Consider the following 18,235-nt stretch of genomic DNA (forward strand, 5'->3'; position numbering starts at 1 on the left):
AAATGGAATAGCCGTTCCGCAGTAGCGGAACTGGCATTCCGTTTAAGCATAATTTGCAGTATAAAAATTTACAGCCAATATCATTACGCATATTATATTTGCACATTATATTTGTATTTGATATATTTACATTTAATATATTTGCATTTGATATATTTACATTTAATATATTTGCATTTGATATATTTACATTTGATTATTTGATATATTTGCATTTGATATATTTGAATTTGATCATTTGATATATCTGCATTTGATATATTTGAATTTGATATATTTACATTTGATATATTTACATTTGATATATTTACATTTGATATATTTACATTTGATATATTTACATTTGATATATTTGAATTTGATCATTTGATATATCTGCATTTGATATATTTACCCCTCAAATTCACTTCTATATTATTCCAAAAAATCCGCAGATGTGCCCCGCACATCGAGACCTACCAACGCCCTCCCACCCTCACTCTCGGCTCAACCTTCCACATCCAATACCGTCACATACCTACAACGGCCTCAAGACTTTTTCCCTCTCAACAACCCCTTCAGGCCGTTCTCCTCCATCGGCTCAACCTTTCGTTCCCAGCACCGTCGCATACAGACACAAGTCAACAAAACTCCCGTCCTCCACAACCAAGCACTCCTAAAAAAAGCCCGAGGGGTGTGCAGAGGGGCCGCGGCTTTGCGGCCCCTTTGCGGTTTTCCTTTTTTCCTCAAAAAAATACTGTGCGCCATTCGCCAAAAAAGCAAACGCCACACAGTATTTAAAAAAAAGTATTTCTAACCTCTTGTTACTTTACTTAACAACACGCACCCTGTACATTCCCTCAATCTCCTTGAGTTCATCCAACGCCTTAGCAGACGCCGCACTCTCAAGATCAATAAGAGTATAAGCAAACTCCCCTTTACTCTTATTCGTCATATCCGCAATATTCAGTCCCTCAGATCCAAGGATCTTGGTAACCTGACTGATCATATTCGGTGTGTTACTGTGCGCAAGAGAGATTCTTCCGACAGCCACACAGGTACCCATATCACAGTTCGGATAATTAACAGAATTTTTGATATTACCATTCTCAAGGTAATCACGGATCTCTTTTACAGCCATCTCTGCACAGTTCTCTTCAGATTCCTCTGTAGACGCACCAAGATGCGGAGTTACCAGAATACCCTCGCGTCCTGCAACTGTCTCATTTGCAAAGTCAGTTACATACTTCTTAACCTTGCCACTCTCAACAGCCTCGATCAGCGCATCCTCATCAACAAGAAGATCTCTTGCAAAATTCAGAAGAACTACGCCGTCCTTCATCTTATCGAAAGCTTCTTTGTTGATCATCTTCTTAGTGCTGTCAAGAAGCGGCACATGAATGGTGATATAATCGCACTGGCTGTAGATCTCATCCAGGCTCTTGCTGTGCTTGATGGTTCTGGACAGGTTCCATGCCGCATCAATAGAAAGATATGGGTCATAGCCATATACTTCCATGCCAAGACCGCATGCTGCGTTTGCCACCATGGCTCCAATGGCTCCAAGACCGATGATACCAAGCTTTTTGCCGCTGATCTCGCATCCTGCGAACTGTTTTTTCTGCTTCTCGGCAAGCTTGCCGATGTGCTCTTTATCTTTCTCCTGTGCAACCCACTCGATACCTCCTACGATATCTCTGGATGCAAGGAGCATACCTGCAAGTACCAGCTCTTTTACGCCGTTTGCGTTAGCTCCAGGCGTGTTGAATACAACAACCCCCTTCTCTGCATACTCCTTAACCGGAATATTATTGACGCCTGCACCTGCACGTGCAACTGCGCAAACGCTCTTCGGCAGCTCCATGTCGTGCATTTTTGCACTTCTTACAAGGATTGCATCACACTGGTCAGCGGTCTCTGTTTTTTTATAATTATCGCCAAAAAGTTTCAGACCTTTTTCAGCGATAGGATTCAGGCAATGATACTGGAACATTATGCATTCTCCTCCTCGAATTTTTTCATGAATGCAACCAGTGCCTCTACGCCGGCCTTTGGCATGGCATTGTAGATGCTGGCACGCATTCCGCCAACAGTACGGTGTCCTTTCAGGTTTACAAGTCCTGCTTCAGTTGCCTCTTTGACAAACTTGGCATCCATTTCCTTGTCACCAGTTACGAACGGTACATTCATAAGAGATCTGTCTTCCGGAACTACAGTTCCTTTGAACAGCTTGCTGGAATCCAGGTAATCATAAAGGATTTTTGCTTTTTCCTCATTGCGCTGTTTCATCACTTCCAGACCGCCCATCTTCTTCAGCCATTTAAATACTTTTCCGCATACATAGATGCAGTAAGCATTCGGCGTATTGTAAAGAGAGCCTGCGTCTGCATGTGTCTTATAAGTAAGCATGGTTGGAGTTCCCGGAAGAACATCCTCTGTGATCAGGTCCTCACGGATGATCACGATAACCATACCTGCCGGTCCGATGTTCTTCTGAACACCGCCATAGATAATACCATATTTGCTTACATCCACCGGCTCAGACAGGAAGCAGGAGGATACATCTGCTACCAGAGTCTTACCTTTTGTGTTTGGAAGTTTTTTGAATTTTGTGCCGTAAATGGTGTTGTTCTCACAGATGTATACGTAGTCTGCATCCGGGCTGATCGGCAGATCACTGCAGTCCGGGATATAGCTGAAGGTTTTATCTTCAGAAGATGCGATCTTGTTTGCTTTTCCGTATTTCTGAGCTTCCTGATAAGCTTTTTTTGCCCACTGTCCTGTTACGATATAATCTGCGACCTTGTTTTTCATAAGGTTCATCGGGATCATGGCAAACTGCTGGGATGCTCCTCCCTGAAGGAAAAGTACCTTGTAGTTATCCGGAATGTTCATAAGCTCGCGAAGATCTTTCTCTGCAGTATCAATGATCTCCTGAAAAGCTGCACTTCTGTGGCTCATTTCCATAACAGACATTCCTGTGCCGTTATAATCCATCATCTCATCCGCTACTTCTTTGAGTACTTCCTCTGGAAGCACTGCCGGTCCGGCAGAAAAATTATACACTCTACTCATGTTTCTTCATATCCTCCTCGTCAAATACATCATCAAGGTTCGCACCAGCCGGTACCATCGGGAACACACTCAGATCCTGATCGATCCAGCAATCCAGAACGACAGGTCCCTCTGCTGCCAGTGCCATCTTAAGTGCAGGCTCCACATCCTCCATCTTTGTCACACGAATGGCTTTTGCACCCAGCGCCTCTGATAATTTCACAAAATCAACGGCGTCATCCAGTACTGTGGAAGAGTACCTCTTTCCATAGAAAAGCGTCTGCCACTGACGCACCATTCCCAGTACATGATTGTTCATAACAATCTGGATCAGCTGTCTGCCACAGCGTGCAGCTGTTGCCAGCTCATTCATATTCATACGGAAGCATCCGTCACCTGCTATATTTACAACTGTTTTTTCCGGTCTGCCCATCTTCGCGCCAATTGCAGCGCCAAGGCCATAGCCCATGGTTCCAAGTCCGCCGGAAGTAAGAAGAGTTCTCGGCTCTTTGTATTTATAATACTGCGCCGCCCACATCTGATGCTGTCCAACATCTGTGGAGATGATCGCATCACCGTTGGTCAACTCATAAAGCTTCTCTATAATATACGGACCTGTAAGCTGTGTGTGATCATAATTCAGCGGATATTTTGATTTCAATTCCTGGATATGTGCGATCCACTCCGGATGTTCTTTCTTCGGAATTTCCTCCAGAAGGCGTTTCAGCACTTCCTTCACATCACCGATCACACTGGCATCCACTTTGATATTTTTATTGATCTCCGCAGCATCCACATCGATCTGAAGGATTTTTGCATTATGTGCAAAAGTTTTGGTATTTCCTGTTACACGGTCACTGAAGCGTGCACCGAGAACAATAAGAAGATCGCACTCTGTTACGCCAAGATCGGAAGTCTTGGTTCCGTGCATACCTACCATACCTGTATAGAGAGGATCTTCTCCCGGGAAGGTACCCTTGCCCATCAGAGTATCGCAGACAGGAGCCTGGATCCTGCGAGCCAGCTCACGTACTTCCTGGTCAGCACCAGAGATCACACATCCGCCGCCAACAAAAATAAACGGTTTCTCTGCCTCTCTGATCATTTCCAGTGCCTGATCAATATCTTCTTTACGGATACTTTTGATCTCACGGTTAACCGTAGCCGGAGGGCATGGCTCATATTCATATTTCATTCCTGTGATATCCTTCGGGACATCCACAAGCACCGGGCCGGGTCTTCCGCTTTTTGCAATATAAAATGCTCTTCTTAACGTATCTGCAAGATCTTCGATATTCTTTACGATGAAACTGTATTTTGTTACAGGCATTACGATACCTGCGATATCAACCTCCTGGAAAGAATCTCTTCCCAGGAGTGGTCTTCCTACGTTTGCAGTAATGGCTACCATCGGTACGGAATCCATGTATGCAGTCGCGATCCCTGTTACCAGGTTAGTTGCTCCTGGACCGGAGGTTGCCAGGCAGACACCCACCTTTCCAGTCGCTCTTGCATAACCGTCAGCAGCATGGGATGCACCCTGCTCGTGGGAGGTCAGTACATGTGTGATCTCATCTTTGTATTCATATAAGGCATCGTAAACATTCAGAATCGCGCCGCCCGGATATCCAAATACGGTATCAACGCCCTGTTCCTTCAGACATTCTACGATGATCTCTGCACCTGTAAGCTGCATATCTTTCGTTCCTCCTTATTTTGCTTTCGGTACTTCCAGGATCGCACCACGGTTTCCGGATGTTACCATGGAAGCGTATCTTGCCAGATATCCGGTTGTCACCTTCGGCTCTCTTGGCTGCCATTTTTCTCTTCTAGCCTGCATCTCTTCATCTGAAACCTTGATCTCCAGTTTCAGCTCCGGAATATTGATGCTGATGATATCGCCTTCCTCAACCAGTGCGATCGGGCCGCCTACTGCTGCCTCCGGTGATACGTGTCCGATAGCGGCTCCTCTGGATGCACCGCTGAAACGTCCGTCGGTGATCAGGGCTACAGAAGAACCAAGTCCCATTCCCACGATGGCAGATGTAGGGTTCAGCATCTCTCTCATTCCAGGGCCACCCTTTGGTCCCTCATAGCGGATAACCACAACATCTCCCTCTACGATCTTACCGCTCTTGATGGCAACAATTGCGTCATCCTCGCTGTCAAATACACGTGCAGGACCTTCATGTACCAGCATCTCCGGTACAACTGCAGAACGTTTTACAACACCACCATCCGGTGCAAGGTTTCCTTTCAGTACGGCAAGTCCGCCTGTCTTTGTATACGGATTGTCGATAGGGCGGATAACCTCCGGATTCAGGTTTACACAGTTTTTGATATTCTCACCTACTGTTTTTCCGGTTACTGTCATACACTCTGTATGGAGAAGTCCCAGCTTATTCAGCTCATTCATGACCGCATAGACACCGCCGGCCTCATTAAGGTCTTCCATGTAGGTCGGGCCTGCCGGTGCAAGGTGGCAAAGGTTCGGAGTCTTCTCACTGATCTCATTTGCAAAGCTGATATCAAAGTCCATTCCGATCTCATGTGCGATAGCCGGAAGATGAAGCATACTGTTTGTGGAGCATCCAAGTGCCATATCTACTGTAAGTGCATTTAAAACTGCCTCTTTTGTCATAATGTCTCTTGGGCGGATGTTCCTTCTGTACATTTCCATTACCTGCATTCCTGCATGCTTTGCAAGACGGATACGTTCAGAGTATACTGCCGGGATGGTACCGTTTCCTTTCAGTCCCATACCGAGAACCTCTGTCAGGCAGTTCATGCTGTTCGCAGTGTACATACCGGAACATGATCCGCAGGTCGGGCAGGTTTTATTCTCGAATTCTTCCAGATCATCTGCTGTGATGGTTCCTGCTGCATAAGAGCCTACTGCCTCGAACATGCTGGAAAGACTTGTTTTGTGTCCTTTTACATGGCCGGCAAGCATCGGGCCGCCACTTACGAATACAGTAGGAACGTTGATCCTTGCTGCTGCCATCAGAAGGCCAGGTACGTTTTTGTCACAGTTGGGAACCATGACCAGGGCATCAAACTGATGAGCCAGTGCCATGGCCTCTGTGGAATCTGCGATCAGGTCACGTGTTACAAGGGAATATTTCATGCCAACGTGTCCCATTGCGATTCCGTCACATACTGCGATCGCCGGAAATACAACCGGTGTGCCGCCAGCCATTGCAACGCCGAGCTTTACAGCATTTACAATTTTGTCAAGGTTCATATGTCCCGGTACGATCTCGTTATAAGAGCTTACGATTCCTACCAGTGGTTTGTCCATTTCTTCCTTTGTCATTCCAAGGGCATTGAACAGGGAACGATGTGGTGCCTGCTGTGTGCCTTTTCTTACGGTATCACTTTTCATTTTTAAGGTCTCTCCTTTTTATTCTTTACGATAGGATCCGGTATCTGTTTATAGACTTCCTCTTCCAGGTACCGGTTCTTTCTGTTCTGTTTCGTTTTCTTCTTTCTGTCCCGCTTTATTTATGCAATGGCATCTGCGATCAGATCGCCCATCTCTCTGGTTCCGACAAGCTTGCATCCGTCAGACATGATATCTCCTGTTCTGTAACCCTCTGTGAGAACCTTCTGTACTGCTGTTTCCACAGCATCTGCTTCTTTATCAAGATCCAGAGAATATCTCAGCATCATGGCAGCGGAAAGAATGGTTGCGATGGGGTTTGCCTTGTTCTGGCCTGCGATATCCGGTGCAGAACCATGGCTCGGCTCATAGAGACCAAGCTTTGTCTCATTTAAGCTTGCGGAGGAAAGCATTCCGATGGAACCGGTCACCATACTTGCCTCATCAGAGAGGATATCTCCAAACATGTTTTCTGTAAGGATAACATCAAACTGCTTCGGATCACGTACCAACTGCATTGCACAGTTATCAACCAGCATATGCTCCAGTGTTACATCCGGATAATCCTTTGCCACATCCTCCACTACACTTCTCCAGAGTCTGGAAGAATCAAGAACATTGGCTTTATCTACACTTGTAACCTTATTTCTTCTCTTACGTGCGATCTCAAATGCCTTAATGGCAATACGGCGGATCTCATTCTCATTATAAGAAAGAGTATCTACCGCTGTGCGGACTCCGTTCTCCTCAGTAGTCTTTCTTGCTCCGAAATAAAGACCTCCTGTAAGCTCTCTTACGATGATCATGTCAAAACCATCTCCGATGATCTCATCACGGAGCGGGCAGGCATCACGAAGCTCATTGTAAAGATAAGCCGGACGAAGGTTTGCAAACAGGTTCAACGCCTTACGTATCGCAAGAAGACCTGCCTCCGGGCGTTTGGACGGCTCCAGCTTGTACCACGGGGATGTCTTGGCATCACCGCCAATGGAACCCATCAGTACTGCATCAGAAGCTTTTGCCTGGGCAATGGCTTCCTCTGTAAGAGGTACTCCGTGAGCATCAATGGATGCCCCTCCTAAAAGAACCTCTGTGTATGAAAATTTATGACTGTATTTCTCACATACTCTGTCTAAAACTTTTTTGGCCTCGGCAACAATCTCCGGACCGATTCCGTCTCCCGGAATCAGGGCAATCTTGTACTCCATTTTATTCACTCCTCCGATTTCCCCTGTGCTGTAAAATTTTAACGCACTGGTGTGGATAATTGTTATTATCATAACGCACTTTTCGACGGATTTCAACCTATTAAATAGATAAAGTTATTTCCGGAATGCAAAAAATAAACGGCAATTCCCTGTTTCTGCCGCCACAGAGACATACTTTCGCACACAGAAAAAAGAAAAACTGCCCTACCATTCCGGTACAGCAGTCTTTCTTTTTTTATCATATTCTGTTTTTCCTGATGATCTTCTCAGAATTTCCCGCTGGAACCACCGAAGGTATCACCGGAAGATGAGGTATGGGTGCTGGAACCACCGTTATTATCCTCATTTTTCGGTTTTGCGGATTTTGATACCGTACTGTAGAGGTAAAAATCATTACTTCTGGTCACATTCATACTGCCCTGCCGCACATAAGAAGCCGCCCGATCCTGTTTTCGCACAGTTTTCAGCTTTCTTCTCATATTTCCGGTCACCAGTAATCCTGCCACAAGCCCCACAGCAAGAGCGATCAGCAGGTTTATCCCAACCGCAAAAGGCTCATCTGGAAGGTTTTCCACATCGTATGGCTCTGCCTCATCTGCCTGCGTGATAAAATCATCGCATTCCGTGGCAAACTTATGAAACGCTTCGTTATAATCACCGTCACTTAAATAAGGCTTCACCTGATCCATGATGTAGGACTGTCCGGCATCCGTAAACACTTCTATCGCATATCCGTGTGTTGCAATGGCCCAGTTACGGTCTCCCATATCCAACAGGAATAAAATACCGTCACCATTTTCCCCCTGTCCATATCCATGGTCAATAAAATAATCCTCCGCATACGCCTGGGCCGTTTTTCCCTCAAGACTGTTAACGGTAACGACCACAACATCTACCTGATCTCGCTCACTGATCTCATCCAGAGTACTGCTCAGGCTCTCCTGCTGCTCTGCATCCAGAAGGCCCGCCTGGTCATCCAGACGGCTTACGGTGCCTGCCCATACTGGAAAAGCACATGCCAGACACAAAAGGATCGATATCAAAAATACAGATATTCTTTTTTTCATGGCATCCACCTCCCTACAAAGCCCAGATCAGATACAGGATAATATAAGTGATCACACCCACGACCCCCGTTGTTCCCAGGAACCATCGTGCAAAAGCGTTCTTGTCTGTAGGCAGATTTCCCACAAATTTCCCTGTCTGACCATTCATGGCAAATATGTAATTATCACCCTTCCACTTCGTCTGCAGGATCCATACGGGATATAACGCATATTTCGTTGTCCCGTTATGAAGCCGGATACTGGTATTCTCCGGTGCCACACTGGCGTATCCTCTCACCGTATCCCGGAATGCAGCCTCTGTGCTGCGGCGGATACGCTCATTGGCACGTTCCTCACACTCGCTCGCTGTCACATCATATTTATCTGCAAAATATCCAGCCAGATACGCAGTCTGAAAATCCACCGCTTCTTTGAAATCAAAAGGCTCTATAGACTCCATCAGATCATTTTCCATGCTGGCAGAGCCATCCACCGGTACATGATCAAAACCAAGAGAACCACTTCTGTGTACTGCATAATAGCTGGTCTCCGTATAATCATAATCACTATCGCTCCAGAACCGGGTCTTTGTTGCACGGTAACGGATATCTGCATCTGCGTCTGTGTCATACAGCCAAAACGGAACGTAGATGCCCTTAACCTCGCTGATATGATTCTCTGACTTAAATGCTTTCGGCAAAAGCCTCTTACCGGTAAGATGCTTTTTCAGCCTCTCCTTTGCCGCTTTCTTGTCCAGCTTAAACGGGATCACATAATCCGGCTTCAGTGCACCGGACAGCTGCCCGGTCATTACCACCGGACTTCCGCAAAACGGGCAGGCCGTTGCTGCCGTGTTGGCATCTCCCACGATCTCACCGCCACAGGACTTGCACACATAGGTACGCAGCCCCTCACTCTCCCCGTCCTGCCACTCACTGCCGGCCTCATCCGACCAGCTCATATCCTCAGGCTGCTCTTCCTCCACAGTCTGGGCATATTCCGATAACGTACCAACATCAAACTCCGTATCACAAAACGGACACTTCATCTTCTGCACAGAACTGTCAAACTCTATGGAGCCACCACAGCACGGACACTTAAACTCCTGCATCTTCGCCATATATTCACCTCACTTCATCATTCTGTATCCAACAACCGGCAGGAGTTACCCTGCATTTTGCTCCTGACCATCTCTCTTTCTGATCTATACTGCATCCTCCGGTCCGAACGGATCACCGCACTCCGGGCAGAATTTCGGTGGATTCTCCGGATCTGCCGGTTCCCATCCGCACCTGCTGCAGCGATACTGCATCTTCTTCTCCGGTTTCTTCGCTCCGCAGTTCATACAGAACTTGCCTTTATTCACCGTACCGCAGGAACAGGTCCAGCTGTCCTCCACCGGACGCGATGCACCACACTCCGGACAGAATTTCCCCGAAGAAACCGCACCACAACTGCAGGTCCAGGAACCAGCCGCAGCCCCTGCTCCGTTCCCTACCGGCGAAACCGGCTGCGCTGCCTGCTGCTGTACACTCTGCTGCTGCGCCTGCTGCTTCTGGCCCATCTCAAACAACTGCTGCGCATTCAGACCACCTGCATTAGCAGCCATACCCATGCCCATAAAGCCAGTCATAGCCCCTGCTGAATTAGAAGCCGCAGCCTTCATAGCATCCGCCTGGGCCCCGGTCAGAGTAGCCGCAGCCATAGCAGGATCACGCATCATAGCCGTACGCTGAGCCTGCTTGATCATCTCGGCATCCTCATCCGGCAATGTCACAGAACCAAGTGCCACACTGACCACCTTAAGCCCACGAAGCTCCTCCCACTTGGCAGAAAGCACCTCATTCATGGCATTCTCCAGCTCCGTATTATGAGTCACAATCTGATTCGGACGCATCTCCAGCTCCGAAAGCCTTCCGAAAGCAGGCTGCAGCGCACTGATAAACTCCGCCTTCAGCTGTCCGTCCAGCTCCTCTCTGGTATACTCCCGCTCTACATTTCCACACACATTCGTATAAAAAAGAAGGGGATCCGCGATCCTGTAGGAATAAACACCATGACATCTCACAGCCACATCCACATCCAACCCGATCCTGGAATCCACAACCCGGAACGGGATCGGATTAGCAGTACCAAACTTGTTATCCACAAGCTCCTTAGTATTAAAATAATACACCCTCTGATCCTTACCCGTATCACCGCCAAAAGCAAACCTCTTCCCGATCGTATCAAAGGTCTTCCTGATTCCGTCACCCAGACTACCTGAAAAAATACTCGGCTCCGTAGAAGCATCATACGTATACTCTCCCGGATCCGCACAAACCTCAACAACCTTTCCCTGCTCCACGATCATCATACACTGACCATCCGCCACAGCGATCCCGCTGCCGCTGGAAATAATATTATCACTCCCATGCTTATTGGAAGACCTGGAAGAAGACCTCTTCATCCCCTTCACAACCATCACTTCTTTATCCATAGCCTCACAGTAAAAAAATTCCTTCCACTGATCCGCCAACGTACCACCCGCTGCACCCACAGCCGCTCTGATAAGACCCATAAATCCAACCCCTTTCTGAAAATTCATTCTTATTTACAATTTTACGATATTCCAAAGCCATCGTCACTCTCATTTCTGATAGTAACATCATTATTACACGAATTTTACCAAAAATCCACTTATTTCTATACAATATTACAATTGTCATATTCCCATCACATCCACAATTGTAGGCATATCCACACAGTCCATCCGCGCTGGCATCAAAGGCTATTCTAGGCACATCCACACAGTCCATCTGCGCTGGCATCAAAGGCTATTCTCCCATCACATCCGCAATTCTAGGCACATCCGCAATCCAGGCTGACAGCGCAGCGCCTCAGCCGTCCCCCCAACCAAACACAAACTCAGCCATTGCAGTCGTCCAGCGCAGCGCTGACGACCCACAACCAACCGTCAAACGACACTATTTCTCACCGGAAGCACCAGCCGGGGAAGGGGATGCTGGATGGCTCTGCTTCTGCAGGAGGGGAGCTGATTCTTGGACGGCGGGAATCTGCGTTGTTTTTCAAAAGTCCGCTGTCTGAGCGGCAGCAGGCCGCGAGTTCGGACTTTTGAAAAACGCTTTTAGCAGATTTCCGGCGTCCTAGAAGCCAGCCCCCGACGAAGCCGCAGACCAGCCAGCATCCCCTTCCCCGGCGTCCCTTCATCGTTCGTTCGTCCGTTCATCCACATACAAATACAAAAAAAGACACCACGTCACAAAAAAACGCAGTGCCTCTCTCATATTCAAGTTATTGCGAAAAAAGCATCAAGCAGAAGCCTGATCAGCCTTCTCAACCTCAGCAATCGCCTGCTTCCTCATAGGAATACGGCAATTCTTATTATTACCAAACTCAACAATAACATCTTCCTCAGTCATATCAATAACAACACCATAAAAACCACTGGTAGTAACAACACTGTCACCAACCTCCATGCTGTTCAACATAGTCTGAGTTCTCTTCTGCTCCTTCTTCTGCGGACGGATCATCATAAAATACATAATTCCAAACAGAACTACGATCCAGACAATACCAAGACCCGCGCTAAGTCCGCCAGCTGCCGCTGTAGATGATGCGATCATTTCAAATTCCTCCTGCTAAAAACAAATAATCTGCGGTACCCCCGCCGTTACTGACCTCTAAAAGTGTCACTTCGTACTATCATACACAAAAACCAAAAAACCTTCAAGAGTTTTCTTATAAAATCAAAGTAATTTACACAAATTTTATAAATAAAACTTACCGGTTCCCGTTGATCCTGCCTTCCTCAAAGCCTTCCAGACGCATCTTCTTATAAGCCGCAAAATTCCCTGCATCCAGCGCATCTCTGATCTCTTCCATCATATGATTATAGAAATACAGATTATGCAGTACACAAAGCCTCATACCAAGCATCTCTTTCGCCTTCAGAAGATGACGGATATACGCTCTGCTGTAATGACGGCAGGTCGGGCACTGGCACTCCTCATCGATCGGTTTGGAATCCAGCTCATACTTTGCATTAAAAAGATTCATCTTGCCATGGTTGGTATACACGTGACCATGACGGCCGTTACGGCTGGGATATACACAGTCAAAAAAGTCAATACCACGCTCAACCCCCTCCAGAATATTGGCCGGGGTACCAACCCCCATAAGATACGTCGGCTTGTTCTGCGGCAAATGCGGAACCACCTCATCCAGGATCCGGTACATCTCCTCATGACTTTCACCAACTGCAAGGCCGCCCACTGCATAGCCGTCCAGATCCATCTCCGCGATAGCCTGGGCATGCTCAATACGGATATCTTCATAAACAGCCCCCTGGTTAATGCCAAAAAGAAGCTGGTTCTTGTTAATGGTATCCGGCAGACTGTTCAGACGAGCCATCTCATCCTTGCATCTTTTAAGCCAGCGTGTTGTACGCGCTACCGATCTCTGTACATAATCCCTGTCTGCCACACTGCTTGGGCACTCATCAAAGGCCATTGCAATAGTAGAGGCCAGATTTGACTGGATCTGCATGCTCTGCTCCGGTCCCATAAAAATCTTATGACCATCGATATGAGAGTTAAAATACACGCCCTCTTCCTTGATCTTACGAAGCTTCGCCAGCGAAAACACCTGGAATCCGCCGGAATCGGTAAGGATTGGTCTGTCCCAGTTCATAAATTCATGAAGACCTCCCAGCTGCTTTACCACCTTGTCGCCAGGGCGCACATGAAGATGATAGGTATTGGACAGCTCTACCTGTGTACCGATCTCATGAAGATCCACAGTGGAAACTGCACCTTTAATTGCCGCAATTGTTCCTACATTCATAAAAACAGGAGTCTGGATCGTTCCGTGGACCGTCTTAAACTCTCCTCTTTTCGCTCTTCCTTCTGTTGTAATCAGTTTATATTCTGCCATTTCATTCCCCTTCTAAAAAACATTTTGGGTCATCTAGTTCCGGTTCTCTTCCTAAAAAGCAGCCCAAACTGCCTCCTGGCACAGTCACTATCCGGAACTTTTAGTCAATATCATAACACATTTTTTTCTTTACGGCTACTGATTGTTAAACTTTTACATTGCCATTTTTTAAACGATATCGTATAATATAGGATATTCGCTTAAAAATCCTTTATAATAAGAAGAAACAACTCCCATCTGACAGAAATGTCAGAGTCGGGCAACCCCTGTATAGATACAACGAGGAGGAAATCAATTTTTTATGAAGAAACACACACTTGGAATTGACATTGGTTCCACCACTGTTAAGATTGCGATCTTAGACGAAAACGATACGCTTGTCTTCTCCGACTATGAGAGACATTTTGCAAATATCCAGGAAACCCTTGCAGATCTTCTTCAGAAAGCTGAGGATCAGCTTGGTGAACTGACACTCTGTCCGGTCATTACAGGTTCCGGCGGACTGACACTTGCCAATCATCTGGAAGTACCTTTTGTACAGGAGGTTATCGCCGTATCCACTTCCCTGCAGAAGCTGGCACCAAAGACGGATGTTGCTATCGAGCTTGGAGGCGAGGATGCCAAGATCATCTATTTCGAAAACGGAAATGTAGAGCAGCGTATGAATGGCATCTGTGCCGGCGGTACCGGTTCCTTCATTGACCAGATGGCATCTCTGCTCCAGACCGATGCACCAGGTCTTAATGAATACGCCAAACATTACAAGGCTCTTTATCCCATTGCGGCACGCTGCGGTGTTTTCGCAAAGACAGATATCCAGCCGCTGATCAACGACGGAGCAACCAAGGAAGACCTTTCCGCTTCCATTTTCCAGGCAGTTGTCAACCAGACCATCTCCGGTCTTGCCTGCGGTAAACCGATCCGCGGACACGTTGCATTCCTGGGCGGCCCGCTTCACTTCCTTTCCGAACTGAAGACCGCTTTTATCCGCACCCTGAAGCTGGATGACGAACACATTATCGCGCCGGACAATTCCCATCTGTTCGCAGCCATCGGCTCCGCCCTCAACGCGAAGCAAGACGTAACCGTATCTCTGGTTGAACTGAAGGAACGCATGCGTACCACCATCAAACTGGACTTTGAGGTAGAACGTATGGAGCCGCTTTTTGCCACAGAGGAGGACTATCAGGCCTTCCATGACCGCCAGAGCGCCTACAAGGTAAAAACAGGCGACCTTTCTACATATAAGGGAAAATGTTTCCTGGGAATCGACGCCGGTTCCACCACCACCAAAACTGCACTGGTAGGCGAAGACGGAACACTTCTGTACTCATTCTACAGCAATAATAACGGAAATCCGCTGAAGACCACCATCGGTTCCATCCAGGAGATCTATGAACTCCTTCCGGAAGACGCCGAGATTGCCTTTTCCTGCTCCACCGGTTACGGCGAGGCCCTGATCAAAGCGGCTCTTCTTCTTGATGAAGGTGAGGTTGAGACTGTTTCCCATTACTATGCAGCTGCTTTCTTTGATCCGGAAGTAGACTGCATCCTGGATATCGGCGGTCAGGATATGAAATGCATCAAGATCCGTAACCAGACGGTAGACAGTGTACAGCTTAACGAGGCATGTTCCTCCGGTTGTGGTTCCTTTATCGAGACTTTCGCAAAATCCCTGAACTACACCGTACAGGACTTTGCAAAAGCAGCTCTTTTTGCAAAACATCCTATTGATCTTGGAACACGCTGTACTGTATTTATGAACTCCAAGGTTAAGCAGGCACAGAAAGAAGGCGCCGAAGTTTCCGATATCTCCGCTGGTCTTGCCTACTCCGTTATCAAAAACGCCCTCTACAAAGTTATCAAGGTTTCCGATGCTTCCGAGCTTGGCAAACACATCGTTGTACAGGGTGGTACCTTCTACAATGACGCGGTTCTCCGCAGTTTTGAGAAAATTGCCAACTGTCAGGCTATCCGCCCGGATATCGCCGGAATCATGGGTGCCTTCGGTGCCGCTCTGATCGCAAGGGAACGCTATCAGGAGGGTGAAAAAACTTCCATGCTTTCCATTGATCAGATCAACAGCCTGCAGTACACCACCTCCATGGCGAACTGCCGCGGATGTACCAACAACTGCCGTCTGACCATCAACAAATTCTCCGGCGGCCGCAAATATATCAGTGGAAACCGCTGTGAGCGCGGACTTGGAAAAGAAAAGAACAAGGATCATATCCCGAACCTTTTCGACTATAAATATAAGAGAATTTTTTCCTACGAGCCACTTTCCGCAGACAAGGCATCCCGTGGACAGGTCGGTATCCCTCGTGTTCTGAACATGTTTGAGAATTACCCGTTCTGGTATACTTTCTTTACCGAACTGAAATACCAGGTGGTGCTTTCTCCGACTTCCACACGTAAGATCTATGAGCTGGGTATCGAGTCCATCCCAAGTGAGTCCGAATGCTATCCTGCAAAACTTGCTCACGGACATGTCACATGGCTGATCCGTAACGGTGTGAAGTTTATCTTCTATCCGTGCATCCCTTACGAGCGCAACGAGTTCCCGGATGCAGTCAACCATTATAACTGCCCGATCGTTACTTCCTATGCGGAAAACATCAAGAACAATGTGGACGAACTTAACGATCCGTCCATCACTTTCCGCAACCCGTTCCTGGCATTTACTTCCGAGGAGATCCTTACAAACCGCCTTGTGGAAGAATTCCAGGATATACCTGCCGCCGAGGTCAAAGCTGCTGCCCACAAGGCTTGGGAAGAACTTGCAGCCGTACATACGGATATCCAGAAAAAGGGTGAGGAAACCCTGCAGTACCTGAAAGAAACCGGACGCCGCGGAATCGTTCTTGCAGGCCGTCCATACCATATTGACCCGGAAATCCACCACGGTATCCCGGATATGATCAACAGCTACGGAATCGCCGTATTTACCGAAGACTCCGTTGCACACCTTGGACATCTGGAGCGTCCCATCCGTGTCAACGACCAGTGGATGTATCACTCCCGTCTCTACTCTGCCGCAAATTTTGTAAAAACAAGAGAGGATCTGGATCTGATCCAGCTGAATTCCTTCGGATGCGGACTTGATGCCGTTACCACCGATGAGGTTTATGAGATCCTGGATGGAAGTGACAAGATCTACACCTGCCTGAAAATCGATGAGGTCAACAACCTGGGTGCGGCAAGGATCCGTATCCGTTCCCTGATCGCTGCTATCCGTGCAAAACAGGCACAGAATAAAAAAAGGAACATCAATCCGGCTTCCATTGAGAAGATATCCTTTACCAAGCAGATGCGTAAGGAGTACACCATTCTCTGCCCGCAGATGTCTCCATTCCACTTCGGAATCTTTGAGGCTGCTTTTAAAGCATCCGGCTATAACCTGGAAGTCCTCCCCAACGACAACAAGCATGCTGTTGATGTGGGCCTTAAATATGTAAACAACGATGCCTGCTATCCGTCCCTGATGGTTGTGGGACAGATCATGGATGCTCTTCTTTCCGGCAAATATGACCTGAACAAAACTGCAGTCATCATGTCTCAGACAGGCGGCGGCTGCCGTGCCTCCAACTATATCGCATTCATCCGCCGTGCTCTGAAAAAAGCCGGCATGGAACAGATTCCGGTTATCTCCCTCAACTTAAGCGGACTGGAGAGCAACCCTGGCTTTAAGCTGACACTGCCGCTGATCAGGCGTATCGTTTACGGTGCCGTATTCGGTGATATCCTGATGAAATGCGTATATCGCATGCGTCCTTACGAGCTGGAAAAGGGCATCGTAAACCGCAAGCACAAAATCTGGGAGCAGCGCGTCATTGCCTTCGTAACAGGCAGCAACGTCAGCCATGGTACCTTCAAAAAAATGTGCCGTGAGATGGTCCATGATTTTGATACGATCCCGATCTCCGATGAGAAAAAGCCTCGCGTTGGTATCGTAGGTGAGATCCTTGTCAAGTTCCTGCCTGCTGCCAACAACCACCTGGCAGATCTTCTGGAGGCAGAAGGGGCAGAACCGGTTGTTCCGGATCTTATTGACTTTATCTGCTACTGCTTCTACAACCAGAATTTCAAGGTTGAAAAGCTTGGATTCAAGAAATCCAAGGCAACCATCGCAAATCTTGGTCTCAGAGCCATCGACTGGCTGAGAAAAACAGCAAATGAGGCTCTGGAGCAGAGCCGCCACTTTACACCGGCCGCAGATATCCGTGATCTTGCAAAAATGGCTGCGCCCATCGTTTCTGCCGGAAATCAGACCGGTGAAGGATGGTTCCTGACCGGAGAAATGATGGAACTCATCCACGGCGGTGTCCCGAACATCGTCTGCATCCAGCCTTTTGGATGCCTGCCGAACCACATCGTAGGAAAAGGTGTCATCAAGGAAGTTCGCCGTGAGCATCCGGAAGCCAACATTGTTGCCATCGACTACGATCCAGGTGCCAGCGAAGTAAATCAGCTGAACAGGATCAAGCTTATGCTTTCCACAGCACAGAAGAATCTGCATAAAGACGATAAAAAAGACGCATAACAAGAAATGCAGGTTACAAACATCTTTTTCCCAAAAACAAATTCAAAGCTGCACAGCCGCAGGATCCCTGCCGGCTGTGCAGCTCTTT

General features: G+C 47.5%; 12 protein-coding genes. 1 reads left to right on the forward strand and 11 read right to left on the reverse strand.

All coding sequences use genetic code 11. The features are described 5' to 3' along the window. Window positions 1-92: 92 nt before the first annotated feature. The 11 genes from DWW77_RS18470 to tgt all read right to left on the reverse strand — a co-directional run bounded on the left by DWW77_RS18470 (window position 93) and on the right by tgt (window position 13,604). The gene (locus tag DWW77_RS18470; RefSeq protein WP_118608447.1) at window positions 93-350 is read right to left on the reverse strand and encodes a pentapeptide repeat-containing protein; all 258 of its coding nucleotides are present in this window, start codon (window positions 348-350) and stop codon (window positions 93-95) included. A 458-nt stretch (window positions 351-808) separates the two neighbouring features. Then, window positions 809-1,972, reverse strand: coding sequence for a phosphoglycerate dehydrogenase (locus DWW77_RS06475; protein ID WP_021651414.1), 1,164 nt, complete (start codon window positions 1,970-1,972; stop codon window positions 809-811). Further along, entirely contained in the window at window positions 1,972-3,054 is a 1,083-nt protein-coding gene (gene serC, locus DWW77_RS06480; protein ID WP_015527147.1) for a 3-phosphoserine/phosphohydroxythreonine transaminase, read from the reverse strand. The genes DWW77_RS06475 and serC overlap by 1 nt, the downstream gene beginning before the upstream one ends. Beyond that, a complete protein-coding gene (ilvB, locus tag DWW77_RS06485) occupies window positions 3,047-4,729 on the reverse strand; it encodes a biosynthetic-type acetolactate synthase large subunit (RefSeq protein ID WP_118608316.1) in 1,683 nt (560 codons plus the stop codon). The genes serC and ilvB overlap by 8 nt, the downstream gene beginning before the upstream one ends. Before the next feature lie 15 nt (window positions 4,730-4,744). Beyond that, entirely contained in the window at window positions 4,745-6,418 is a 1,674-nt protein-coding gene (gene ilvD, locus DWW77_RS06490; protein ID WP_092068317.1) for a dihydroxy-acid dehydratase, read from the reverse strand. A gap of 119 nt (window positions 6,419-6,537) precedes the next feature. Next, window positions 6,538-7,623 carry a 3-isopropylmalate dehydrogenase gene (leuB, locus tag DWW77_RS06495; protein WP_044961505.1) on the reverse strand — a complete coding sequence of 362 codons (1,086 nt, stop codon included), beginning with the start codon at window positions 7,621-7,623 and terminating at the stop codon, window positions 6,538-6,540. Between the two features lie 266 nt (window positions 7,624-7,889). Beyond that, the gene (locus DWW77_RS06500) at window positions 7,890-8,690 is read right to left on the reverse strand and encodes a TPM domain-containing protein (RefSeq protein ID WP_021651410.1); all 801 of its coding nucleotides are present in this window, start codon (window positions 8,688-8,690) and stop codon (window positions 7,890-7,892) included. A 13-nt stretch (window positions 8,691-8,703) separates the two neighbouring features. Beyond that, complete coding sequence (locus DWW77_RS06505; protein ID WP_118608317.1) at window positions 8,704-9,789, reverse strand: TFIIB-type zinc ribbon-containing protein; 1,086 nt, start codon at window positions 9,787-9,789, stop codon at window positions 8,704-8,706. Window positions 9,790-9,873: 84 nt separating this feature from the next. Next, entirely contained in the window at window positions 9,874-11,229 is a 1,356-nt protein-coding gene (locus tag DWW77_RS06510; protein WP_118608318.1) for an SPFH domain-containing protein, read from the reverse strand. A 751-nt stretch (window positions 11,230-11,980) separates the two neighbouring features. Next, a complete protein-coding gene (gene yajC / locus DWW77_RS06520) occupies window positions 11,981-12,295 on the reverse strand; it encodes a preprotein translocase subunit YajC (RefSeq protein ID WP_015527154.1) in 315 nt (104 codons plus the stop codon). Window positions 12,296-12,452: 157 nt separating this feature from the next. Further along, window positions 12,453-13,604 (reverse strand): tRNA guanosine(34) transglycosylase Tgt, encoded by a 1,152-nt coding sequence (gene tgt, locus DWW77_RS06525; RefSeq protein WP_110103202.1) that lies wholly within the window; start codon window positions 13,602-13,604, stop codon window positions 12,453-12,455. Between the two features lie 301 nt (window positions 13,605-13,905). Here tgt and DWW77_RS06530 point away from each other — a divergent pair, with 301 nt between their 5' ends. Further along, window positions 13,906-18,147, forward strand: a complete 4,242-nt coding sequence (locus DWW77_RS06530; protein ID WP_118608319.1) for a 2-hydroxyacyl-CoA dehydratase — start codon at window positions 13,906-13,908, stop codon at window positions 18,145-18,147. The last annotated feature ends 88 nt before the right edge of the window (window positions 18,148-18,235 follow it).

Source organism: Ruminococcus sp. AF17-12 (assembly GCF_003479245.1).
In the GTDB taxonomy this organism is placed as follows: domain Bacteria; phylum Bacillota; class Clostridia; order Lachnospirales; family Lachnospiraceae; genus Blautia_A; species Blautia_A fusiformis.